The organism is Streptomyces sp. C10-9-1, assembly GCF_024497955.1.
Classification (GTDB): Bacteria; Actinomycetota; Actinomycetes; order Streptomycetales; family Streptomycetaceae; genus Streptomyces; species Streptomyces sanyensis.
On sequence record NZ_JANHKP010000003.1, the window covers coordinates 195,407 to 218,719 of the forward strand.

General features: G+C 74.1%; 17 protein-coding genes. 5 read left to right on the forward strand and 12 right to left on the reverse strand.

Annotated features, from left to right (window positions below; all coding sequences use genetic code 11):
- Positions 1–103 precede the first annotated feature (103 nt).
- Entirely contained in the window at positions 104–1,558 is a 1,455-nt protein-coding gene (locus tag NPS70_RS05475; protein ID WP_256522856.1) for a hypothetical protein, read from the forward strand.
- Between the two features lie 66 nt (positions 1,559–1,624).
- On the opposite strand, the gene serA is transcribed toward NPS70_RS05475, so the two are convergent.
- The 6 genes from serA to NPS70_RS05505 all read right to left on the reverse strand — a co-directional run bounded on the left by serA (position 1,625) and on the right by NPS70_RS05505 (position 11,340).
- Positions 1,625–3,217, reverse strand: coding sequence for a phosphoglycerate dehydrogenase (serA, locus tag NPS70_RS05480; RefSeq protein WP_256522857.1), 1,593 nt, complete (start codon positions 3,215–3,217; stop codon positions 1,625–1,627).
- Between the two features lie 233 nt (positions 3,218–3,450).
- Positions 3,451–4,452 (reverse strand): ketol-acid reductoisomerase, encoded by a 1,002-nt coding sequence (ilvC, locus tag NPS70_RS05485; protein ID WP_256522858.1) that lies wholly within the window; start codon positions 4,450–4,452, stop codon positions 3,451–3,453.
- A gap of 99 nt (positions 4,453–4,551) precedes the next feature.
- The gene (gene ilvN, locus NPS70_RS05490; protein ID WP_071263920.1) at positions 4,552–5,076 is read right to left on the reverse strand and encodes an acetolactate synthase small subunit; all 525 of its coding nucleotides are present in this window, start codon (positions 5,074–5,076) and stop codon (positions 4,552–4,554) included.
- A gap of 20 nt (positions 5,077–5,096) precedes the next feature.
- Positions 5,097–6,950: an acetolactate synthase large subunit gene (locus NPS70_RS05495; protein ID WP_256522859.1), complete on the reverse strand. Its 1,854-nt coding sequence runs from the start codon at positions 6,948–6,950 to the stop codon at positions 5,097–5,099.
- 221 nt (positions 6,951–7,171) lie between these two features.
- A complete protein-coding gene (locus NPS70_RS05500) occupies positions 7,172–10,009 on the reverse strand; it encodes a putative bifunctional diguanylate cyclase/phosphodiesterase (RefSeq protein WP_374211942.1) in 2,838 nt (945 codons plus the stop codon).
- A 377-nt stretch (positions 10,010–10,386) separates the two neighbouring features.
- Positions 10,387–11,340 carry a 2-hydroxyacid dehydrogenase gene (locus NPS70_RS05505; RefSeq protein ID WP_256522860.1) on the reverse strand — a complete coding sequence of 318 codons (954 nt, stop codon included), beginning with the start codon at positions 11,338–11,340 and terminating at the stop codon, positions 10,387–10,389.
- 75 nt (positions 11,341–11,415) lie between these two features.
- On the opposite strand from NPS70_RS05505, the gene NPS70_RS05510 reads away from it, so the two are divergent.
- From NPS70_RS05510 to NPS70_RS05520, 3 genes are all read left to right on the forward strand, one after another.
- Complete coding sequence (locus NPS70_RS05510; protein WP_256522861.1) at positions 11,416–12,414, forward strand: aldo/keto reductase; 999 nt, start codon at positions 11,416–11,418, stop codon at positions 12,412–12,414.
- Between the two features lie 204 nt (positions 12,415–12,618).
- Positions 12,619–13,782 (forward strand): PQQ-dependent sugar dehydrogenase, encoded by a 1,164-nt coding sequence (locus tag NPS70_RS05515; RefSeq protein WP_256522862.1) that lies wholly within the window; start codon positions 12,619–12,621, stop codon positions 13,780–13,782.
- A 102-nt stretch (positions 13,783–13,884) separates the two neighbouring features.
- Entirely contained in the window at positions 13,885–14,109 is a 225-nt protein-coding gene (locus tag NPS70_RS05520) for a DUF6191 domain-containing protein (RefSeq protein ID WP_256522863.1), read from the forward strand.
- Positions 14,110–14,143: 34 nt separating this feature from the next.
- Here NPS70_RS05520 and NPS70_RS05525 read toward each other — a convergent pair whose 3' ends face one another.
- From NPS70_RS05525 to NPS70_RS05540, 4 genes are all read right to left on the reverse strand, one after another.
- Positions 14,144–14,905, reverse strand: coding sequence for a GNAT family N-acetyltransferase (locus tag NPS70_RS05525; RefSeq protein WP_256522864.1), 762 nt, complete (start codon positions 14,903–14,905; stop codon positions 14,144–14,146).
- Positions 14,906–14,987: 82 nt separating this feature from the next.
- Positions 14,988–15,557: a GNAT family N-acetyltransferase gene (locus NPS70_RS05530; protein WP_256522865.1), complete on the reverse strand. Its 570-nt coding sequence runs from the start codon at positions 15,555–15,557 to the stop codon at positions 14,988–14,990.
- Positions 15,558–15,629: 72 nt separating this feature from the next.
- A complete protein-coding gene (locus NPS70_RS05535) occupies positions 15,630–17,867 on the reverse strand; it encodes an MMPL family transporter (RefSeq protein ID WP_256522866.1) in 2,238 nt (745 codons plus the stop codon).
- A gap of 168 nt (positions 17,868–18,035) precedes the next feature.
- On the reverse strand, positions 18,036–20,141 hold the full coding sequence (locus tag NPS70_RS05540; RefSeq protein WP_256522867.1) for a phosphocholine-specific phospholipase C: 2,106 nt from the start codon (positions 20,139–20,141) through the stop codon (positions 18,036–18,038).
- A 285-nt stretch (positions 20,142–20,426) separates the two neighbouring features.
- Here NPS70_RS05540 and NPS70_RS05545 point away from each other — a divergent pair, with 285 nt between their 5' ends.
- Positions 20,427–21,332 carry a hypothetical protein gene (locus NPS70_RS05545; RefSeq protein WP_308314984.1) on the forward strand — a complete coding sequence of 302 codons (906 nt, stop codon included), beginning with the start codon at positions 20,427–20,429 and terminating at the stop codon, positions 21,330–21,332.
- Positions 21,333–21,395: 63 nt separating this feature from the next.
- Here NPS70_RS05545 and NPS70_RS05550 read toward each other — a convergent pair whose 3' ends face one another.
- Both NPS70_RS05550 and gatB read right to left on the reverse strand, forming a co-directional pair.
- Positions 21,396–21,659 (reverse strand): hypothetical protein, encoded by a 264-nt coding sequence (locus NPS70_RS05550; protein WP_256522869.1) that lies wholly within the window; start codon positions 21,657–21,659, stop codon positions 21,396–21,398.
- 139 nt (positions 21,660–21,798) lie between these two features.
- Positions 21,799–23,307, reverse strand: a complete 1,509-nt coding sequence (gatB, locus tag NPS70_RS05555; RefSeq protein WP_256522870.1) for an Asp-tRNA(Asn)/Glu-tRNA(Gln) amidotransferase subunit GatB — start codon at positions 23,305–23,307, stop codon at positions 21,799–21,801.
- Between the last annotated feature and the right edge of the window lie 6 nt (positions 23,308–23,313).

Consider the following 23,313-nt stretch of genomic DNA (forward strand, 5'->3'; position numbering starts at 1 on the left):
CGGTGAGCCCTCCGGGAGGACGGCGGGCGCTCCCGGCGTACGCCGGAGGTGGCACACGGGCGCGACCCCGGACGGATGCGGCGGCACGGGCAGGGTGCCGAGCATGGCGGGTGTGACCGAGTCGATCACGGGGCTGAACCTGTCCCTCTCCGAGACCCTTCTCGTCCTCGCCGCGACCGCCGCGGTCGCGGCCCGCTGGCTGCCGCCCGCGGCCCGCGGCCCGGTCGCGCTCACCTCGGCCGGTGTCGCGGCGGCCTCCGCGGGCGCCGTTGCCCTGTCCGGCCTCCGGTGGCAGCTGGTGCCCGTGCTGGTCGCCGCGGGCCTGGCCCTCCCCTTCGCTCTCGCCCCGGTGCTCCGCAGGGGCGCGCCGCGTGCCCCGCGCCGGGCTCCGTGGTGGGCGGCGGGGCCCGCGACGCTGCTCTGCGGCGTGCTGATCGCGGCCGGGCCCGCGGCCTCCTGGGCCCTGCCCGTGCCGGTGCTCCCCGAGCCCACCGGACCGTACGGGGTGGGCACCGGCACGGTGCAGTGGACGGACCCCGTCCGGCCGGAGCCCGCCACCGCCGAGCCCGGGGACCGGCGCACCGTGGTGGTCCAGCTGTGGTACCCGGCGGACCGGGCCCCGGGTCCGCGAGCCCGCTACCTCGGCAGGACCGCGGACGAGGCGCGGACGGTCGGGGACGCCCTGGCCGGCTACGCCGGGCTGCCGGCCTTCGCCCTGGACGGGGCGGCGGCGGCGCGCGGGCACGCGGTGCCGGACGCACCGGTCGCCGCGCGCGGCGGGCGCTTCCCGGTGGTGCTGTTCTCCCCGGGCCTCGGCGGTGTGCGCACCCAGAACACGGCCTGGGCCCAGGAGATCGCCTCCCACGGCTACGTGGTGGCCGCGCTGGACCACCCCTACGACTCCGCGGCGGTCGTCCTGGACGACGGGCGGACCGTGCGCACCGAGGTAGCCGCCTCCGGGGACAGCGCCGAGGACGAGCGCCGCGCCGCCCGGTGGACCGCGGTGCGCGCGGCGGATCTCCGCTTCGTCCTGACCCGGCTGGGCCGGATCGACCGGGGCGAGGCCCCCGGTCTCCTGGCCGGACGGCTCGACACACGGCGCGCGGCGGTCGCCGGGCACTCCCTCGGCGGGGCGGCGGCCCTGCTCGCCGCGGCGCAGGACGACCGCTTCGCCGCCGCGGTGGACCTCGACGGCTTCCCCCGCGACACGGGCCCGGGGGTGCGCACCCGGCCCGTCCTGGCGCTCACCCAGGCCGTGGGCCCGGACACCGACCCCGACTACCTGCCGCGGCTTCGCCGGGCCCTGGAGGCGGGGACGGCCCCCGGCTACCGGCTCACCGTCCCGGGCGCCGCGCATCTGACCTTCACCGACGCGCCGCTGTACCTGCCGCCGCTGCCCTCGCTGGTCGGTTCGCTGGGCCGCACCGGGGGGCACCGGATCACCGCGGGGGCCACCCTCGCCTTCCTGGACGCGGTGCTCGCCGCCGAGCCGGCCGACCCCGCTCGCGCGCTCGCCGCCTACGGCGAGCTGACCGTGCACCGGCCCCGGGGCGGCTGAGCCCCGCACGCGTGCGGGGCCCCGGTGCGCTCGGCACCGGGGCCCCGTGCAGGCGGGCCGCCGCTCTCAGTCGGTGAGGTTCACCGAGCGGGCGGAGGCGGCGCCGATCTCCTCGGCGATCTCGGCGAGCACGGTGGGCGGGACCGTGTCGTCGACGGTGAGCACGACGAGCGCCTCGCCGCCCTCCTCCGCACGGGAGACCTGCATTCCCGCGATGTTGAGGCCCGCCTCGCCGAGGATCCGGCCGACGGTGCCGACGACGCCCGGGCGGTCGTCGTAGCGGAGCACCAGCATGTGGTCGGCGAGGGCGAGGTCGACGTCGTGGTCGCCGATCGCGACGATCTTCTGCAGGTGCTTGGGGCCGGCCAGCGTGCCGGAGACCGCGACCTCCTCCCCGCCGGAGAGGGTGCCGCGCACCGTGACCACGTTGCGGTGGTCGGGGGACTCCGAGCCGGTCGTGAGCCGCACCTCGACACCGCGCTCCTGGGCGAAGAGCGGGGCGTTCACATAGGAGACGGTCTCGTCCACGACGTCCTCGAACACGCCCTTGAGCGCCGAGAGTTCGAGGACCTTCACGTCGTGCTGGGTGATCTCGCCGTACACCTCGACGTCGAGGCGGACCGCCACCTCGCCGGCCAGGGCGGTGAAGATGCGGCCCAGCTTCTCGGCCAGCGGCAGGCCCGGGCGCACGTCCTCGGCGATGACTCCGCCCTGGACGTTGACCGCGTCGGGGACCAGCTCCCCGGCCAGGGCCAGGCGCACCGAGCGGGCCACGGCGACCCCGGCCTTCTCCTGGGCCTCGTCCGTGGAGGCGCCCAGGTGCGGGGTGCACACGACCTGGTCCAGCTCGAACAGCGGGGAGTCGGTGCAGGGTTCCTTGGCGTACACGTCGAGGCCCGCGCCGGCGACCCGGCCCTCCTTGAGCGCCGAGTACAGCGCCTCCTCGTCGACGATGCCGCCGCGGGCGGCGTTGACGACGCGTACGGAGGGCTTGACCTTGTGCAGCGCCTCGTCGCCGATCAGGCCCAGCGTCTCGGGGGTCTTGGGGAGGTGGACGGTGATGAAGTCGGAGACCTCCAGCAGCTCGTCCAGGGAGAGCAGCTTGACGCCCATCTGCGCGGCGCGGGCCGGCTGGACGTAGGGGTCGTAGGCGACGACCTTCATCCCGAAGGCGGACATCCGCTGGGCGACCAGCACGCCGATGCGGCCGAGTCCGACGACGCCGAGGACCTTCTCGCTCAGCTCCACGCCGGTGTACTTCGAGCGCTTCCACTCGGCGTTCTTCAGGGCGGTGTTGGCCTGCGGGATGTTGCGGGCGGTGGCGAGCAGCAGGCCGCAGGCGAGTTCGGCGGCGGTGACGATGTTGGAGGTCGGGGCGTTGACCACCATCACGCCGGCCTTGGTGGCGGCGGAGACGTCGACGTTGTCGAGGCCGACGCCGGCCCGGGCGACGACGCGCAGCTTGCGGGCGGCGGCGATGGCCTCGGCGTCCATCTTGGTGGCGGAGCGGATGAGGACGGCGTCCACGTCGGCGAGGGCGGGGATCAGCTCCGCGCGGTCGGCGCCGTTGCACTGCCGGATCTCGAAGTCCGGACCGAGCGCGTCCACGGTGGCGGGCGACAGCTCTTCAGCGATGAGTACGACAGGTTTCGAGCTCACGTGAGTCCTCACATGTCCGGTGCAGACGGCCGTCCCGACGGCCGCAGCGGTGGAGGGGGCTAGCCGCGTGGAAGACGCACGACACTGTGGGCCTGACGCGTATGTAGGGATGAGTGTAGTGGCGGCGCGGGCCGCGGCATGCGCCTCGTCGGAAGGATCACCCGTCCGTGGCTGGACGAGGCGGCGGGTGCGGCCCGGGGGCCCCGATCGGGGCCCCCGGGCCGGCGGGTCCTTCAGGACTCGTCGTTGTCGACCCAGCTCATGAGCTTGCGCAGCTCCTTGCCCGTGGTCTCCAGCAGGTGCTCGGAGTCCTGGGTCTTGTACTCGTTGTACTTCTTCAGACCGCCGTGGTACTCGTCCATCCAGTTCTTGGCGAAGGTGCCGTCCTGGATCTCGGCGAGGACCTTCTTCATCTCGGCCTTGGTGGCGTCGGTGATGATCCGCGGGCCGGTGACGTAGTCGCCCCACTCGGCGGTCTCGGAGACCGACCAGCGCATCTTCTCCAGGCCGCCCTCGTACATCAGGTCCACGATCAGCTTCAGCTCGTGGAGGCACTCGAAGTAGGCGATCTCCGGCTGGTAGCCGGCCTCGGTCAGGGTCTCGAAGCCCGCCTTGACCAGCGCCGCCGTGCCACCGCAGAGGACGGCCTGCTCACCGAACAGGTCGGTCTCGGTCTCCTCCTTGAAGGTGGTCTTGATGACGCCGGCGCGGGTGCCGCCGATGCCCTTGGCGTACGACAGCGCCAGGTCGAAGGCCTTGCCGGTGGCGTCCTGCTCGACGGCCGCGATGCACGGCACGCCGCGGCCCTCCTCGTACTGGCGGCGGACCAGGTGGCCCGGGCCCTTGGGCGCGACCATGGCGACGTCCACGCCCGCCGGGGGCTTGATGAAGCCGTAGCGGACGTTCAGGCCGTGGCCGAAGAACAGGGCGTCGCCGTCCTTCAGGTTGGGGGCGATGTGCTCCTCGTAGACCTGGGCCTGGATCGGGTCCGGGACGAGGATCATGATGACGTCGGCCTCGGCGGCGGCCTCGGCGGGGGAGACGACCCGCAGGCCCTGCTCCTCGGCCTTCGCCTTGGACGTGGAGCCCTCGTGCAGGCCGACCCGGACGTCGACGCCGGAGTCGCGCAGCGACAGCGCGTGGGCGTGGCCCTGGCTGCCGTAGCCGATCACCGCGACCTTGCGGTTCTGGATGATGGACAGGTCGGCGTCGGCGTCGTAGAACAGCTCGGCCACTGGGATTCTCCTTGGAATGCTCGTGTTGCGACCCACCGTACGGCGGGATGGGGCGGAAGGGTCACGCGGTCTCGCCTGGCGAGACCTCGGGGCGGGGGCTCAGGCGCTGCGGTCGAGGGCCCTGAGCGAGCGGTCCGTGATGGACCGCGCGCCACGCCCTATGGCGATCGTGCCGGACTGGACGAGTTCCTTGATGCCGAACTGCTCCAGCATCTTCAGCATCGCCTCCAGCTTGTCACTCGAACCGGTGGCCTCGATGGTGACGGCCTCGGGTGAGACGTCCACGGTCTTGGCCCGGAACAGCTGGACGATCTCGACGATCTGGGAGCGGGTCTCGTTGTCGGCGCGGACCTTGACCAGGACCAGCTCCCGCTGGATCGCGGCGCCGGGCTCCAGCTCGACGATCTTCAGCACGTTGACCAGCTTGTTGAGCTGCTTGGTCACCTGCTCCAGCGGAAGGTCCTCGACGTTGACCACGATGGTGATGCGGGAGATGTCGGGGTGCTCGGTGACCCCGACGGCGAGGGAGTCGATGTTGAAGCCGCGGCGCGAGAACAGGGCGGCGATGCGGGCCAGGATGCCGGGCGTGTTCTCGACCAGGACCGAGAGCGTGTGCTTGGACATGTCGGTAACTCTGCTCTCTCTCAGTCGTCTTCGCTGTCGCCGAAGTCGGGGCGGACGCCGCGGGCGGCCATGACCTCGTCGTTGGAGGTGCCGGCGGCGACCATCGGCCACACCTGGGCGTCCTCGTGGACGATGAAGTCGACGACGACCGGGCGGTCGTTGATCGCGTTGGCCTCGGCGATGACCTTGTCCAGCTCGTCGGGGGACTCGCAGCGGATCGCGTGGCAGCCCATGGCCTCGGAGAGCTTCACGAAGTCCGGGACGCGGGTGCCGGCACCGGCCTGCTTGCCCTCGGCACCGGGGCCGGAGTGGAGCACGGTGTTGGAGTAGCGCTGGTTGTAGAACAGGGTCTGCCACTGGCGGACCATGCCGAGGGCGCCGTTGTTGATGATGGCGACCTTGATCGGGATGTTGTTCAGCGCGCAGGTGACCAGTTCCTGGTTGGTCATCTGGAAGCAGCCGTCGCCGTCGATCGCCCAGACGGCGCGTTCCGGGCGGCCGGCCTTGGCTCCCATGGCGGCGGGGACCGCGTAGCCCATGGTCCCGGCGCCGCCGGAGTTCAGCCAGGTGGCGGGCTGCTCGTAGTCGATGAAGTGGGCGGCCCACATCTGGTGCTGGCCGACGCCCGCGGCGAAGATCGTGCCCTCGGGGGCCAGTTCGCCGATGCGCCGGATCACCTGCTGGGGGGCGAGGCTGCCGTCCTCGGGCTGCTCGTACCCCAGCGGGTAGGTGGTGCGCCAGCGGTCCAGGTCCTTCCACCAGGCGCTGTAGTCGCCGGCCCTGCCGTCGTTGTGCTCGGCCTGGACGGCCTGGACGAGGTCGGCGATGACCTCCCGGGCGTCGCCGACGATCGGCACGTCCGCGGCCCGGTTCTTGCCGATCTCGGCGGGGTCGATGTCCGCGTGGACGATCTTGGCGTAGGGGGCGAAGCTGTCCAGCTTGCCGGTGACGCGGTCGTCGAAGCGGGCGCCGAGGGCCACGATCAGGTCGGCCTTCTGCAACGCGGTCACGGCGGTGACGCTGCCGTGCATCCCGGGCATGCCGACGTGCTGGGGGTGGCTGTCGGGGAAGGCGCCGAGCGCCATCAGGGTGGTGGTGACGGGCGCGCCGGTGAGTTCGGCGAGGACCTTCAGCTCGGCGGTGGCACCGGCCTTGAGGACGCCGCCCCCGACGTAGAGCACCGGGCGCCGGGCGGCGGTGATCAGCCTGGCGGCCTCGCGGATCTGCTTGGCGTGCGGCTTGGTGACCGGGCGGTAGCCGGGCAGGTCGGTCCCCGGCGGCCAGCTGAAGGTCGTCTTCGCCTGGAGGGCGTCCTTGGCGATGTCGACCAGGACCGGGCCCGGGCGGCCGGTGGAGGCGATGTGGAAGGCCTCAGCGATGGTGCGGGGGATGTCCTCGGCCTTGGTGACCAGGAAGTTGTGCTTGGTGATCGGCATGGTGATGCCGCAGATGTCCGCCTCCTGGAAGGCGTCGGTGCCGATCGCCTTGGAGGAGACCTGACCGGTGATGGCGACCAGCGGCACCGAGTCCATGTGCGCGTCGGCGATGGGGGTGACCAGGTTGGTGGCGCCCGGCCCCGAGGTGGCCATGCAGACTCCGACGCGGCCGGTGGCCTGGGCGTAGCCGGTGGCGGCGTGGCCCGCGCCCTGCTCGTGGCGGACCAGGACGTGGCGGACCCGGGAGGAGTCCATCATCGGGTCGTAGGCGGGGAGGATGGCGCCGCCCGGAATGCCGAAGACCGTGTCGGCCCCCACTTCCTCGAGGGAGCGGATGAGGGACTGCGCGCCCGTCACGTGTTCGACGGGGGCGGCGGGCTGTCCGCCGCTGCGGGGCCGCGGCGAAGGATGGTGGGCCCCGGTGGCCTGCTCGGTCATCGGCATTCTCTTCTCGATGCTGAGGGTTTTTGCGAGGGTTTGGAGCGGTTTCGCTTGGTGCCGGTGCAACAAAAAACCCCTCGTGCCGTGAGGCAAGCGAGGGGAGCGCGTCGGAGGTGTCCGCAGGGCCTGTCGAAGGGCCGCTGCTCAGCCGACGCGCCGTCCAAGTACGAGAATTCGGGTGCGCATGGCACTGACCCTCCCCCGACGCGCTGTTACTGTCAAGTGGGTGGGACGCGCGTCTCACTATTCGAGCCACTTCGGGCCTGGGGAATGCCGGCCGTGAGCAGGGGCACGGGCATGCCGGCGGGGACCGGGAACTCGCCGCCGACCAGCGCGCGCCGCAGCCGGTACTCGTCCAGTGGCCCGGAGAAGGCAAGCCCCTGCCCGTGGGTGCAGCCCATCGCGCGCAGCGCCAGCACCTGCTCGGGAAGGTCCACGCCGTCGGCGACGCACCTCATGCCGAGGTCCCGGGCGATCCGCAGCAGCCCGCTGGTGATCTTGTGCAGGCGGGTGGACTCCACGACGCCCTCCACCAGGCCGCGGTCCAGCTTCAGGATGTCCACCGGCAGGCGGCGCAGCGCGTTGATCGCGGCGTAGCCGCTGCCGAAGCCGTCCAGCGCGATGCGGACACCGAGGCGCCGCAACGCGGCGAGGCGCTGCTCCAGCTCCTCGAAGGAGATCCTCGGGTCGCTGTCGGCCAGCTCGACGATCAGCGCGCCGGAGGGCAGCTGGTGGCGGGTGAGGAGCGCCTCGATCGAGCCCGGCGGCAGCGACCGGTCCAGCAGCAGCCGCGCGGAGAGCCGCACGGAGACCGGCGTGGGGTGCCCCAGCCGGGCGCGCTCCGCCGCCTGGGCCACGGACTCCTCCAGCAGCCACCGGCCGAGTTCGGCGGCCCGGTTGCCGTCGTCGGCGACGCGCAGGAACTCGGCGGGCGTGAAGAGTATGCCCTGGGCGGACCGCCACCGGGCCTGGGCGGACACCGCGTCGACACGGCCCGTGGTCAGGCTGACCACGGGCTGGTGCAGCAGGGCGAACTCCCCGTCGTGGAGGGCGCTGCGCAGCCGGGCGGCCAGCTCGGTGCGGCGCACCACCTCCGCCTGCATCTGGGGGGCGTAGAGCTCCACCCGGTCCTTGCCGCCCGCCTTGGCCCGGTACATCGCGAGGTCCGCGTTGCGCATGAGGTCGGTGGCGTCGATGGACGGCTCGGCGAAGGCCACCCCGATGGAGGCGGCGACGCGCACCTCCGCCCCGTCGATGCGGTAGGGCTGCGAGAGCGTCGCCCGCAGCCGCTCCGCGATCTCGTGTACCTGGAGTTCGCGGTCGGTCTGGTCGCAGGCGCCGTCACCGACGATCAGGGCGGCGAACTCGTCCCCGCCGAGGCGGGCGGCGGTGTCCCCGGCCCGTACGGACTCGGCGAGCCGGCGGGCGGCCTGGACCAGCAGCTCGTCGCCGGCCTGGTGGCCCAGGCGGTCGTTGACCCCCTTGAAGCCGTCCAGGTCGATGAAGAGCACCGCGGTGCCGCGGTCCCCGGCACGGCGCCCGGAGAGGGAGCCCCGCACCCGCCGGGTGAACAGGGCCCGGTTGGGCAGGTCGGTCAGCGGGTCGTGCTCGGCGTTGTGCTGCAGCTGCGCCTGGAGGCGGACCCGCTCGGTGACGTCCCGGCTGTTGAAGATCAGGCCGCCCTCGTACCGGCTGACCGTGGACTCCACATGGAGCCAGGTGCCCGAGCCCGAGCGGAAGCGGCACTCGATCCGGGTCGTGGGCTCGTCGGCGTGCCGGGCGGCGAGGAAGCGGCGCACCTCGTGCACCACCCTCCCGAGGTCCTCGGGATGGATCAGCGAGGCCAGCTCGGAGCCGACGAGCTCCCCCGCCTCCCGGCCGTAGACCTTGGTGGCGGCGGGTGAGACGTAGCGCAGCACCCCGGTGGGCGCGGCGATCATGATCACGTCGCTGGAGCCCTGCACCAGCGAGCGGAAGTGGTTCTCCTTCTCGGCCAGCTCGTGGGCGAGGGCGATGTTCTCCAGCAGCATGATGCCCTGGCGCACCACCAGCGCGAGCACCACGGTGCAGGCGGTGATGACGACGACGCGGTCGACCCGGCGCCCCTCGGTGACGCTGTAGAGGATGCCCAGGGTGCACACGGCCGCCGCCAGGTACGGGGTGAGCGCCGTGATCGACCCGGCCGGGGGACGGCCGGCGCGGCGGGGCCGCCCGGGACGGCGCGGCCCGCCGACGGGCCCGCCCGCCGCCTCGGCCGCGCGCCGGGCGCCCCAGGGCGCGTAGGCGAGCAGCAGCGAGCCGGCGAACCAGCCGGCGTCGAGGAGCTGGCCGGAGCTGTAGTTCTCGCGCAGCAGGGGCGAGGTGAACAACGCGTCGCACAGCACGGTCATGGCGAGGCCGCCGATCGCCGTGTTGACGGCGGAGCGGTTGGCCGGAGAGCGCCTGAAGTGCAGCGCCAGCACCATGCTCACCAGCACGATGTCCAGCAGGGGGTAGGCCAGGGCCAGGGCCGCCGGGGCGACGCTGCGCCCGCCCTGGGCGTTCGCGGTGTGGGCGAGCGCCAGGCTCCAGGACAGGGTGAGCAGCGAGCCGCCGATCAGCCAGGAGTCCAGCCCCAGGCAGACCCAGCCCGCCCGGCTCGCCGGGCGCTTGGCGAGGACCAGCAGGCCGACGATGGCCGGCGGCGCGAAGCAGAGGAAGAACACGTCCGCCGCGGAGGGGGTCGGCACCTCGGTGCCGAGCACCACCTCGTACCAGCCCCACACCCCGTTGCCCGCCGCGGCCATGAAGGAGGACAGCGAGAACAGCAGCCAGGCGGGGCGGAAGCGGCAGCGGGGTGTACGCGCATAGAGCAGGCAGGAGACGGCGGCCACCAGTGCGGCCGCGCTCAGCCCGAAGTCGCCCATGACCAGGGCCAGTCTCTCGGAGCCCCAGCCGAGGGCGGCGCCCACGCCGTAGGCGGCGCACACGGCGGCGAGGGCGAGCTGCTGGCGGAGGGCGGGGTTCCCGCCGCCGCGGGCGGACTCGCGTGCGGCGAGCACCCCCGGCGCGCTCACCGGACCGCCCCCCGGCGCCCGGCGGGCCGCTGGGGGCGGTCCGGTCGGGGGAACGGCCCCCGCGGCGGGCGCTCCGGGGTGTGCTCGCGGAGGGCGGCGGCCCGCACCGCCGCGCCCGCAGGCGGTCGTCGTCGGCACCGCCGCGTCGGTTCGTCGGTCCATCGGCCCATCGCCCGTCGCCCCCCTCAGGTCTGATCGGCTGTCAGCTCACGTAGCGGCACCGCCGCTCCGTCCGGAGCAGCCCCCAGGTCGGGACGATACACCAATATCGTCACTCAGGGACATAGCCCCTCTACTCTCCGTGACCACCTGCGGCAACAAGGGCACGCGGTGCATTCGAGTGACTGCGGAGCGTGCCCGAACGGCTCCCCGGCGCCTCACCCGCCGGTGGTGAGCACGACGTTCCGCAGCTCCTCCCCGGCGGCGAACCGGGCGATCTGCCCGGCCAGCAGGCGCTTCGCACGGGGCATGAACGCGGACGTGGAGCCGCCGACATGGGGGCTGATCAGCACCCCGGGTGCGTGCCACAGCGGGTGGCCCGGGGGCAGCGGCTCGGGGTCGGTGACGTCCAGCGCCGCGCCGATCCGGCCGGTCCCCACCTCCGCCAGCAGGGCCTCGGTCAGCACCACCGGTCCGCGGGCGACGTTCACCAGCAGCGCCCCGTCCTTCATCCGGGCGAGGAAGCGGGAGTCCACCAGCCCCCGGGTGGCCTCGGTGAGCGGCGTCGACAGGATCACCACGTCGGCCTCCGGCAGCAGCACGGGCAGTTCAGTGAACGCGTGCACCTCGCCGCGCTCCGACGTCCGTGCGGAGCGCGCGACGCGCACCACCCGCGCGCACTCGAACGGCGTGAGCCGGTCCTCGATGGCGGCGCCGATGGAGCCGTAGCCCACGATCAGTACGGACTTGTCGGCGAGCGCCGGGTAGAAGCCCGCCCGCCACTCCTCGCGCTGCCGGCCCTCGACGAACCCCGGGATGCCGCGCAGCGAGGCCAGCACGAGGGCGAGGGCCAGCTCGGCCGTGGACGCCTCGTGGACCCCCTTGGCGTTGCACAGGCGCACCCCCGGGTGCAGCCCGGTCAGCCCCGGCTCCACATGGTCCGTCCCCGCGGACAGGGTCTGCACCACGCGTACCGAGCGCATCGCGGGCAGCGGGCGTATCGCCACGTCCATGCCCTGCATGTACGGCACCGCGTAGAAGACGCAGTCCGCGGGGTCGGCGGGGAAGTCCGGCCCGCCGTTCCAGAACCGGTAGGTCAGGCCCGCCTCGGCGGAGGCGGGCAGCCCCTCGATCTCCTCGGCCGCCACGGGCAGCCACACGTCGTTTCCCATGCCCGGAGGCTATGCCACGAGGCCTCCCGCGCATTGGTTAGGTTTTGGGGGCGGCCGAGCGGAAGGTACGGGGAGTTGGAGCGCAGGACGATCGGTGCGGCGGCGCTGGAGGTGGGCGCCGTCGGGCTGGGCTGCATGCCGATGAGCTGGGCGTACACCGGCTCGCAGCGGCAGGGGGAGCGCTCGTTGCGCACGGTGCACGCCGCACTGGACGCGGGGGTGACACTGCTGGACACGGCGGACGTGTACGGGCCGTTCACCAACGAGCTGCTCCTGGGCCGGGCGCTCAGGGAGCGCCGCGGGGAGGCCTTCGTGGCCACCAAGGTCGGGCTGCTCGTGGGCGAGGGGCACACGGTCGCCAACGGCCGCCCCGGCTACGTGCGGCGGGCCTGCGACGCCTCGCTGAGGCGGCTCCAGACCGAGGCGATCGACCTGTACCAGCTGCACCGGACCGACCCCGAGGTCCCCGTGGAGGAGACCTGGGGCGCGATGGCCGAGCTGGTGGCGGCCGGCAAGGTGCGCGCGCTGGGGTGGAGCGCGGTGGGTGCGCGGGCGCCGCGCCGCCCCGGGGCCGACCTGCACGAGACGACGATCCGGCAACTGGAGCGCGTGCAGCAGGTGTTCCCGGTCAGCGCGGTGCAGGCCGAGCTGTCGGTGTGGTCGCGCGAGGCGCTTGCCCGGCTGCTGCCCTGGTGCGAGGCGAGGGGGGTGGGGTTCCTGGCCGCGATGCCGCTGGGCAGCGGCTTCCTGACGGGGACGCTCACCCCGGGCCAGGGTTTCGAGCCGGACGACGCCCGGGCCCGGCACCCCCGGTTCACGGCCGAGATGATGGCCGCCAACCAGGGCGTGGTCGCCGGGTTGCGCCGGGTCGCCGCCCGGCACGGCCCGGGGGCCACCCCGGCGGCGGCCGCGCTGGCCTGGGTCCTGGCGCAGGGGCGGCACGTGGTGCCGGTGCCGGGCACCAAACGGCCGGAGTGGGCGGTCGCGAACGCGGGCGCCGCGGATCTGCGGCTCACCGGGCGCGACCTGGCGGAGATCGCCCGGCTGCCGCCCGCGCTCGGTTCCTGGGACTGAACGGCCGGGACGGGCGGCGCCGGCGCGCCCCTCTCCGCCGCCGCCCCGCACCCTGCCGGAGCGCGCCCGCCCGGGTGCGCCGGAGCCGCCCCCCGCCGCGGTCGGGAGGGACCCTGAACCCCGGAGTGCGGCAGAGGTGTATGAACGAAGGAGTACGCACCTCTGGCGCTCGCACCCGCGAGCGGCGTTCGAAGGGACAGCATCGTGCACCGTCCAGTCCTGCGGGCCGCCCTGGCCGCCGCCGTGCTCGCCCTGACGGCGGGCTGCTCCTCGGACGGGTCTCGGGGGCCGCTGCCCGGTACCCCGTCCGGGGACCCCGCCGCCTCCTCCCCCGCCGCCGCGGCCTCCTCCACCGAGCCCTCCGCGCCGCCCGCCCGCGGGGCGGCGGACGTGGTGTCCACCCTCGCGGAGGACCTGGAGTCCCCCTGGGGGGTGGCGGTGCTCCCGGACGGGGACCTGCTGGTCTCCTCGCGGGACCAGGGCACCATCACCCTGGTGTCGGCCGGGGACGGGACCACGGCCGAGCTCGGCTCCGTGCCGGGCGTGGCGTCCGGCGGCGAGGGCGGCCTGCTGGGCCTCGCCGTCTCGCCGGACTTCGCCACCGACCGGATGGTGTACGCCTACTTCACCACCGCGTCGGACAACCGGATCGCACGGCTGCTGTACGACGAGGGCCGCCCGGAGGGCCGCCGGCTCGGCGCCCCGGACACCGTGCTGCGCGGCATCCCCAAGGGGACGATCCACAACGGCGGCCGGATCGCCTTCGGCCCGGACGGGATGCTCTACGCGGGCACCGGCGAGGCCGGGGACAGGGGGCTGTCACAGGACCGGGAGTCGCTCGGCGGCAAGATCCTGCGGATGACGCCCGACGGCGAGCCGGTGCACGGCAATCCCGAGGCGGACTCCGTCGTCTACTCCCTGGGCCACCGCAACGTGCAGGGGCTGGCCTGGGACGGCGACGGGCGGCTGTGGGCGGCCGAGTTCGGGCAGAACACCTGGGACGAGCTGAACCTGATCGAACCGGGCGCGAACTACGGCTGGCCCGAGGTGGAGGGCAGGGGCGGCGGGGCGGACTTCACCGACCCGGTGGCCCAGTGGCGCACCTCCGAGGCGTCGCCGAGCGGCATCGCCTGGGCCGAGGGGTCGATCTGGATGGCCGGGCTGCGCGGGGAGCGCCTGTGGCGGATCCCGCTCGCCGGAGCGGAACCCTCCGCGGAGCCCCGGGCGTTCCTGGAGGGAGAGTACGGCCGTCTGCGCACCGTGGTGGCGGCCGGCGGGGACCGGCTCTGGCTGGTCACCAGCGAGACGGACACGCGCGGTACCCCGGGCCCGGGGGACGACAGGATCCTGGGCCTGCGGGTGCGGTAGGGCGGCGCCGGCCGGGCTTCGGCACGGCACGGCACGGCACGGCACCAGCAGAACCGTTCCCGGAGGGACCGGGGGCGCCCTCCACGGAAGGCGGGCCGATCGGTGTTCAACCTGTTCGACGAGATCTTCGCTCCCGGGCGCAGGCACACCGAGGAGGAGCGCAACCGGCTGGCGCTCACCCGGGAGGACCCCGGCGACGGGGCCCCCGGCGGCGGGCCCATCGACCTGGCCTCGGGCAAGGTCACCATACGCAGGCCGGCCGCGGGCGGGGCCGAAGCGGCGGACGGGGAGCGCCCCGGGGCCGCCGAGCCGCCCCCGGAGGCGTGAGGGCGCCCGGAGCCGGGCCGGCGGACGCGGCCCCTCAGCTGCTGCGGGCCCGCAGTACGTACGGCGTCGTGGTGGCCACGGCGGCGAAGCCCAGGCGCCGGAGGATCGGCCGGCTCTCCGCGGACGCGTCCACCTGGAGGAAGGACACGCCCCGTGCGGCCGCGGCGCACGCCCGGTGGGCCACCAGGGCCCGGTAGATGCCGCGCCCGCGCCAGTCCGGGTGGGTGCCGCCTCCCCACAGGCCGGCGAAGCCGGTCCCGGGGAGGTACTCGATGCGGGCGGCGGACACCGGGAGACCGCCATCGGTGAGCGCCACGGTGAGCGTGAGTTCCCCGGGAGCGTTCTCCAGGGCGTGCAGCAGGCGCGCGCGCAGGTGCTCGCCGCCGCCGCCGAAGGCCGCGTCGTGCGCCCGGATCGCCAGGTCCACGCCGTCGGCGTCCCGCACGTCCACCAGCCGGACGCCCTCCGGGAGGCGCACACGGGTGTCCAGCGCGGCGGTCTCGGCGATCATCAGGGTCTCGGGGGGCTCGGGGACGAAGCCCGCCCGGCGCAGCCGGTCGCCGAGGTCCGCCGGGAGATCGTGGTCGTAGAGCTTCCACTCCGTGTCCCGGCCGAGGGCCTCCGCACGGCGCACCTCCTCGGCGATCGCCGCGTCGGCCGTGTGCGCGTCGAGGTCGGACCAGACGACGCCGCACCAGCCCTCCTCCTCCGCGTCGAAACGGCGCACCCCGGGTGCGGTGGCGGGTCCTCGGCGTACCCGGAGGTCGTAGGCGTCGCGCAGGGCAATCGGTTCCATGGGCCACAGCAGAGCACGGCGCACGGCCGGGGGACCAGCGATTTCGGCCGCGGACGCCTCCGCCCGCGGCGGAAGGGCCGCTTCAGCGCGGGGCGTCAGCCCGCCGGGCGCGCCACTCGGGGGCGAGCACCGACCAGACCTCCATGTCGTGCCGCTCCCCCCGGTGGAGGTAGCTCTGGCGCAGCACCCCCTCGCGGGTCATCCCCAGCCGGGCGGCGACGGCGAGACTGGCGGCGTTGGCCGAGGAGGCGAACCACTCCACGCGGTGGATGCCCCGCTCCTCCACCGCCCAGTCGATCAGTGCGGTGGCGGCCCGGGTGACCAGGCCCCGGCCGGTGGCCGACGGCTCCAGCCAGCATCCCGCCTCGCAGACCCCCTGGACCAGGTCCAGGGTGCGCAGCAGGACCCCGCCGACGAGTGTGCCGTCCTTCTCGCGGATGCCGTGGAGGCGCCCGGTGTCCGCGGCCGCCTTCTCCGCGTACGAGGTGAGGAAGGCCCGGGCCGTCTCCTGGTCCGTCACCGCGTCCGCGAGGCCGACATAGCGGCCGATGGCCTCCCTGCCGCGGTCCATGTGCGCCAGGAACTCCCCGGCCTGCCAGGGCTCCAGGGGCGCGAGCACCGCGCCGTCCTCCCCGAGTTCCACCGCGTACACGGCCCCACCGCTCCCCATGCCCGCCCGCCGGTGCTCCCGGCGGGTCCCGCCTCTGCCGTCGTGTCGCGCCTCTCAGGAGGCGGACTCCCCGCCGCCGCCCTGGCGGACGAGGTCCTCGTCCGCGCCCGTGCGCTGCACGGGGATCTTCGCACGTGCGGCCTCGCGGCACCCGGGCTTTTCGATGCTGATCCGGGGCAGCAGGCGGTCCATCCAGCGGGGGAGCCACCAGTTGGCACCGCCGAGCATGTGCATCAGCGCGGGCACCAGCAGGGTGCGGAGCACGAAGGCGTCCAGCGCGACGGCGGTGGCCAGGCCGATGCCGAACATGGCCACGACCCGGTCGCCGCTGAGCACGAAGGCGAGGAACACCGAGATCATGATCACGGCCGCGGAGTTGATCACCCGGCTGGTCTCCGCGAGGCCCACACGCACCGCGCGCCGGTTGTCCCCGGTCTCCAGCCACTCCTCGTACATCCGGCTCACCAGGAACACCTGGTAGTCCATGGACAGCCCGAACAGGACCGACACCATGATCACGGGGAGGAAGGGCTCGATGGGCCCGGCCCGGCCCAGGCCGATCAGCTCGCTGCCCCACCCCCACTGGAAGATCGCGACGACGACGCCGAAGGCGGAGGCGACGGCGGCGACGTTCATCGCCGCGGCCTTGAGCGGGATGCCGATCGACCGGAAGGCGAGGAGCAGCAGGAGGCAGCCGAGGGTGATGACGACGCCGATGAACAGGGGCAGCTTGCCGACGATGATCGAGGCGAAGTCGTCGTAGCCGGCCGTGACGCCGCCGACGTGGGTCTGGAGCGAGGTGCCCTGTCCGGCGGCGGGCAGGACGTCCTCGCGCAGCCGGTCGACCAGCTCGCTGGTGGCCTTGGACTGCGGGGAGGTCTCGGGGACGACGGTGAGGAAGGCGGTGTCGCCGCTGCCGTTGTAGACCACCGGGGATGCCTCGGCGACGCCGGGCGTCGTGCGCAGCGTCTCGGACAGCCCGTCCATGGCGACCTTGTCGTCCGCGCCGTCGAGGGTGGCCACCACGGTCAGGGGTCCGTTGACGCCGGGGCCGAAGCCGTCGGCGAGCAGGTCGTAGGCCTGGCGGGTGGTGGAGGTGGCGGGCCCGTTGCCCTGGTCGGAGGTGCCGAGGTGGAGCGAGAGCGTGGGGAGGGCGAGCAGGGCCATGGCCGCGGCGGCCAGGGCGCCCAGGAGCTTCGGGTGGCGCTCGACGAAGGCCGACCAGCGCGCGGCGAAGCCGGTGGGCAGTTCGGGGCGGGGGCCGTGCTCGGCGAGCCGCCGCCGCTCCCCGCGGCCGAGGGCCCGCATGCCGATGAAGGACAGCAGGGCCGGGAGCAGGGTGACGGAGGCGGCGACGGTGAGCACGACGGTCAGCGAGGCCGCGACGGCCACGCCGTTGAGGAAGCTCAGCCGCAGGATGAGCATGCCCAGCAGGGCGATGCAGACGGTGGCCCCCGCGAAGACGACGGCCCGCCCGGTGGTGGCGGTGGCCTCGCGCGCCGCGTCGGCGACGGGCAGCCCGCGTTTGAGGCCCTGCCGGTGCCGGGTGACGATGAACAGCGCGTAGTCGATGCCCACGCCCAGTCCGATGAGCAGCCCGAGCATGGGCGCGAAGTCCGCCACGGTCATGACGTGGCCGAGGAGCACGGTGCCCGCGTAGGCCGTGCCGACCGAGACGAGCGCGGTGGCGATGGGCAGCAGGCTGGCGGCGAGGGAGCCGAAGGCGAGGAAGAGGACCACGGCGGCCACCGCCACCCCGACGGCCTCCGCGAGGTGCCCGCCGGGGGCCTCGGACTGGGCGATCGCGGTGCCACCGAGTTCGACCTGGACGTCCTCGTCGGCCGCCGCCCGGGCGGTGTCGACCAGGTCCTGCACCTGGGCGGGCGGGACGTCGTCCGCCCGCTCGTCGAAGGTCACCACGGCGTAGGCGGTGCGCTCGTCGGCGCTGATCCGGCCCGCGCCCTCGTCGCCGTACGGTCCGGCGACCGAGGCGATCCCGTCGAGCCCGGCGACGCGGTCGAGCATCGCCGTCATCCGCTCCTCGACCGCGGGGGCGCGGACGCTGCCGTCGTCGGTGTGCCACACCACGGTGTCGCTGTCCCCGCCGAGACCGTGGAAGCCCTCCTGGAGCAGGGTGGCGGCGCGGCCGGACTCCGTTCCGGGGACGTCGTAGTCGTTGGAGTAGGCGGACCCGGCGGCGACCGCTCCGGCGGCGGTGCCGCCCAGGGCCAGCAGCCAGAGCAGGACGACGACGAGACGGTGCCTGACGCACCACCGGGCGATGGCTGCCAACGACTGCTCCCAGGGGGTTCGTGGCCCTACGGGCGGGAATGCCCGGATAGTGGCGCATGACCTGCACGAGACACTGTCGCAGCAGTTGATGATCCTTTGTCCGGTTCGTGTGCATCGTCACAGGGTGGGCGGCCCGCGGACCGCCCACCCTGCGCACACTCCCCCGGATCAGCCGGAGACGCCGGCGCGACCGTTCTCTATGCGGCCCATCAGCCGCCGCCGGAAGCCCTTGTCCTCCGCGGCCGTCACCTCCAGGTCGTACCAGCCGTGCGCGTCGGCGGCGGAGTGGACCACACTGCGGCTGCGCCCCGGCCGGACGGTGATCTCCCGGGTCCAGTCGTGCAGGTCCGCCTCGTCGACGTACCCCAGCGGCCGCAGGGTGAAGGTCAGCGGCCGGGTTCCGTGGTTGCGCAGGCGCAGGTGGATGTCGCGCTCGCGGGGGTCCACCCGGGAGGCCACCTCCGCGGTGCCGCCGCGGCGGCCCTCGAACTCGCGCCGGAACCCGCCCGGCCCGGTGATCGTGAAGCGGTACCCGGCGCCCGTGAGGGGCACCCGCCAGCGGGCCTCGCCGCGCACGTCCCGGTGCTGGGGGACGGCGAACTCCCCCGCATACGGGTAGAGCGCGAAGTGCGCGCTGGACCGGCCCGTGTTGCGGAGCGTGACGACGAACTCCGCGGCCCCGCCCCGGCTCTCCCGGCCGTGGGCGTCCGGCTGGTAGGGCAGCGGCCGCGAGGGCCGCACCCCGGGCTCCTGCACGGGCATCCGCTGCTCGTCCGGCGGGGCGGGCCGCCAGCGGCCGGAGAACGGCGGCACCGGAGCGGGCCGGGCCACCTCGGGCTGGCGGCGGCCGCGGCGGAAGTCGAAGGCGGAGGTGAGGTCGCCGGTGACGGTGCGACGCCAGCGGGTGATGTTCGGCTCCTCGACCCCGGTCCACCGCTCCAGCAGCCGGATCACCGAGGTGTGGTCGAAGACCTCCGAGCACACGTAGCCGCCGACGGACCAGGGGGAGACGACCAGCATCGGCACCCGCACGCCCAGGCCGGTCGGCAGCCCCTGCCAGCGCTCCTCGGTGTCGTCCTCGGGCGGCACCGGCGGGGGCACGTGGTCGAAGAAGCCGTCGTTCTCGTCGTAGGTGACAAGGAACACCGTCCGGCGCCACACCTCGGGATGGGAGGCCAGCGCGTCGAGGATCCGGTAGACGAGGGAGGCGGACGCGGCGGGCGAGGAGGCACCCGGGTGCTCGGAGTCGACCGCGGAGGGGACCAGGTACGACACCTCCGGCAGGGTGCCGGCGGCCACGTCGGCGCGGAAGGACTCCGCGAGCGTCCCCGTCCCGACCCTGCGCAGCCCCCGCTCGAAGAGGGAGCGCTCGCCCTCGTCCAGCACGGCGACGCCCTCGTCGAGCGCGGCGAGCAGCCGGGTGCGCTCGGCCGGAGCGGCGGAGCGCACCGCCGCGTAGAACGCCTCCATGTGGGTGTGGCCTCCGCCCGTGCGGGACAGGGCCTTGCGCGCGATCTCCTTGAAGGTGGTGAAGAACTCGATGTTGTTGTCGGTGAAGTTCTCCCACTCCGTGTACGTCCGCCAGGTGCGCCCGGCCCGCTCCAGCCGCTCCGCGTAGGTGGGCCACGGATAGCCGGGATGGGTGTCCTCGGCGTAGGCCGCGTTGGTCACGGCCCGGGTGCCGTCGGCCTCGTACCCCGTCCAGCCGCTCCACAGGTGGTTGCGGTTGGGGCTGGTGGAGGTGTGCACCGAGGCGTGGTAGGCGTCGCAGACGGTGAAGGTGTCGGCCAGCTCGTAGTGCAGGGGGAGGTCCCTGCGGTCGTAGTAGGCCATGGTGGCGGCCGTCTTGGCGGGGACCCAGCCGTCCATCCACCCCTCGCGCCAGGCCCGGGCCCCGCCGGTCCAGGAGTGGTCGAGGTCGCCGATGTACTGGAGGTCCCTGCTCTGCGCCTCGGCGGCCTCGCGGACCGGGAAGGGCAGGACGCTGCCGCCCGAGGGGCCCGGCTGCTCGAAGACGCTCCGCCCGGAGGGGAGTTCCACCGCGTTGCGGTCGCCGAAGCCGCGGACGCCGCGCAGCGCGCCGAAGTAGTGGTCGAAGGACCGGTTCTCCTGCATCAGGATCACCACGTGCCGCACGGCGTCGAGCCCTCCCGCGGCCGGTCCGGCCGCGAGCGCGGCGTGCACGGAGGGCGGCAGCACCGATCCGGCCGCCGCGGCGCCGAGCGCCCCGGTGCCGAGTGCGAGCATCCTTCTGCGGGACATGTCCGGTGGCATCCGCGACCTCTTCGTCCGGTCCTCGACGGTTCGTTGGCGGTCCGGCGGACGGCGCCGGCCCGGTGGCCGGGCCCGAGCACCGGACACGGCGGGACGCTAGTCGGCACGGATGGCGCCGAGGCGGCGTGGGGGCGGCCCGGGGGTGAATGCGCGGACGGGGCCCCGAGTCGACTTCCGGCCACGGCGCACGGCGGCCCTGCGCGGCGGCGGACCGGCCCGTCGGGAATCGGTCCGCGGTCGCGGGGAGGCAGCGCGGTGTCACCCTCTGCTGGCACGATGGCCGGCATGGACAACTGGGGGATTCGTCAGGCGGCGCTGACGCCGGTGGAGTCCGCGGAGTTCGCCCGTGCGCTCCACACCTCGCCCGGCCCGCTCCCGGGGTCCGGGACGGCGCCCTTTCCGGTCGTCGTGCACCGGCCCGGGGCCTCGCTGGCCGAGCGCCGGGAGTCACTGCGCGAGGTGTACCGGGCGATCGTGGCCCGGCTGGGCGAACCGACGCTCTACGGCGGCTCGGCGTACGGTCCGCGGGTGCGGTGGCGGGACGGCCGCCGCACGGTCCTGCTCTCCGGGGACCAGCAGCGCGTGGGCCTGTCCGTGCACGACACGGCGACCCTGGAGTGCGAGGAGCACCGCGTCTTCGCCTGGGGCGGCACCGGTCGCGACGACGCCCCGTACGACACCGGCTTCCTGCCCTACGTGTGGCAGCTGGACCGCGGCGGGCCGGGCGAGCGGCCCGTGGAGGCGCCCCCGGCCCGGGGCGCGGCGAGCCTCGACCACTTCGGCAGCAGCCTGGAACTGCTGCTGGCGGCGTGGATCGAGCAGCTGCCGGTTCAGGTCGGCACGGACTGGGCCAGCTTCTGCCTGACCAGCGCCGCCGACCGGGGCCGGCAGCTGGTGGTGTCCTTCAGCGTCGAGGACGGTCTGCACGCGGCGATCGACGACCGGGACGCCCCCCGGGACGAGCTGCGCACCCGGACGATGCGGGACCGGGGCTGGCAGTCGCACGACCGGGGGTGGTGGCAGACGGAGTACCCGGTTCCCGACCGTCCGGAGACGGCGGCCCTGGCCCGGCTGGTCATCACCGAACTCCGGGCCCGCGGCACGGGGGCGCCGGAGGAACTTCGGGCCCGCGACGTCAGCTGCAAGGACAACGGCGACATGCGGCTGCCGGGCCTGGGCATCCGCCACTGAACCGGTCCGCCCACCGGGCGGCCCCCGCGCCCCGGACCGGGCCCGGGGCCGCCGGGAGGCGCGTCAGGAGCCGAGGAGGCCGGTGACCGGAGCGAGCTGGCTCGTCAGCGGGTCCAGGTCGTGCGGGACTCCGGCGAGCCGGTTGAGGCCGGCCAGCTGCTCGGAGGGGGCGGGGAGGGCCTCGCCGTGCTCGGGGCCGACCGAGTCGGCGGACAGGGCGTCGAGCTCGTCCATCACGGAGAGCGGCTGGAGGGGGGACACGGGGGCCGCGGTGGCGGCGGGCGCCGCGAGGGCGGACGCCCCGGCGGCGAGGGCCACGGCTGCCATTACACGCTGTGCAGTGCTCATGCCGTGACAACGCCCCGCCCCCGCCATCGGTCACGGGGTGCCCGTCCCCCGGTGGGACGCGGAAGGGGCGGTGCGCACCACCGTGCGCACCGCCCCTTCCGACCGCGGCCGGCCGGTGTCAGCCCTCGACGCCCAGCCGCTGGAGGATCAGCTCCTTGACGCGTGCCGCGTCGGCCTGGCCGCGCGTGGTCTTCATGACCGCGCCGACCAGTGCGCCGACGGCCGCCACCTTGCCGCCGCGGATCTTGTCGGCGACGGCCGCGTTGCCCGCGATGGCCTCGTCGACGGCCGCACCCAGCGCACCGTCGTCCGAGACGACCTTCAGGCCGCGCTTCTCGACGACCGTGTCCGGGTCGCCCTCGCCCGCGAGCACACCCACGATGACCTGGCGGGCCAGCTTGTCGTTGAGCTCGCCGGCCGCGACCAGCTCGGCGATCCGGGCGACCTGCGCCGGGGTGATGTCCAGCTCGTCCAGCGAGCGCCCCGACTCGTTGGCGCTGCGGGCCAGCTCGCCCATCCACCACTTGCGGGCCGCGGCGGGCCGCGCGCCGGCCTCGACGGTGGCCGCGATCAGGTCGACGGCGCCCGCGTTGAGGATGGCCTGCATCTCCAGTGCCGGGACGCCCCACTCCTCGCGGAGCCGGTTGCGGCGCAGCCGGGGAAGCTCGGGCAGGGTGGCCCGCAGCTCCTCGACCCAGGCACGCGGCGGGGCGACGGGGACCAGGTCGGGCTCGGGGAAGTAGCGGTAGTCCTCCGCCTCCTCCTTGACCCGGCCGGAGGTCGTGGAGCCGTCGTCCTCGTGGAAGTGGCGGGTCTCCTGCACGATGCTGCCGCCGGAGGACAGCACCGCGGCGTGCCGCTGGATCTCGAAGCGGGCCGCCCGCTCCACGCTGCGCAGCGAGTTGACGTTCTTCGTCTCGGAGCGCGTGCCGAACCGCTCGGAGCCCTTCGGCATCAGCGAGAGGTTCACGTCGCAGCGCATCTGGCCCATCTCCATGCGGGCCTCGGACACGCCGAGAGCCCGGATGAGTTCGCGCAGCTCGGCGACGTACGCCTTGGCGACCTCGGGGGCGCGCTCGCCCGCGCCGGTGATCGGCTTGGTGACGATCTCGATGAGCGGGATGCCGGCGCGGTTGTAGTCCAGCAGGGAGTGGGAGGCGCCGTGGATGCGGCCGGTGGCCCCGCCGACGTGGGTCGACTTGCCGGTGTCCTCCTCCATGTGGGCGCGCTCGATCTCGACGCGGAAGACCTCCCCGTCCTCCAGCTGCACGTCGAGGTAGCCGTCGAAGGCGATGGGCTCGTCGTACTGGGAGGTCTGGAAGTTCTTCGGCATGTCCGGATAGAAGTAGTTCTTCCGGGCGAAGCGGCACCACTCGGCGATCTCGCAGTGCAGCGCGAGGCCGATCTTGACGGCCGACTCGACGCCGGTCGCGTTGACGACCGGGAGGGAGCCGGGCAGGCCGAGGCAGGTGGGGCAGGTCTGCGCGTTGGGCTGGGCGCCCAGCTCCGTGGAGCAGCCGCAGAACATCTTGGTCTTGGTGCCGAGCTCGACATGGACCTCCAGGCCCATGACGGGGTCGTAGGACGCCAGGGCGTCCTCGTACGACACCAGGTCAGTGACGGTCACGTGAAA

Excerpts from the sequence above, each read along its gene's own strand:
- NPS70_RS05475 (WP_256522856.1), top strand. The coding sequence starts at position 104 with ATGGCGGGTGTGACCGAGTCGATCACGGGGCTGAACCTGTCCCTCTCC.
- NPS70_RS05525 (WP_256522864.1), bottom strand. The coding sequence starts at position 14,905 with ATGGAACCGATTGCCCTGCGCGACGCCTACGACCTCCGGGTACGCCGA.
- NPS70_RS05545 (WP_308314984.1), top strand. The coding sequence starts at position 20,427 with ATGGACAACTGGGGGATTCGTCAGGCGGCGCTGACGCCGGTGGAGTCC.
- NPS70_RS05540 (WP_256522867.1), bottom strand. The coding sequence starts at position 20,141 with ATGCCACCGGACATGTCCCGCAGAAGGATGCTCGCACTCGGCACCGGG.
- NPS70_RS05550 (WP_256522869.1), bottom strand. The coding sequence starts at position 21,659 with ATGGCAGCCGTGGCCCTCGCCGCCGGGGCGTCCGCCCTCGCGGCGCCC.
- ilvN (WP_071263920.1), bottom strand. The coding sequence starts at position 5,076 with ATGTCCAAGCACACGCTCTCGGTCCTGGTCGAGAACACGCCCGGCATC.
- NPS70_RS05495 (WP_256522859.1), bottom strand. The coding sequence starts at position 6,950 with ATGACCGAGCAGGCCACCGGGGCCCACCATCCTTCGCCGCGGCCCCGC.
- NPS70_RS05505 (WP_256522860.1), bottom strand. The coding sequence starts at position 11,340 with ATGGGAAACGACGTGTGGCTGCCCGTGGCGGCCGAGGAGATCGAGGGG.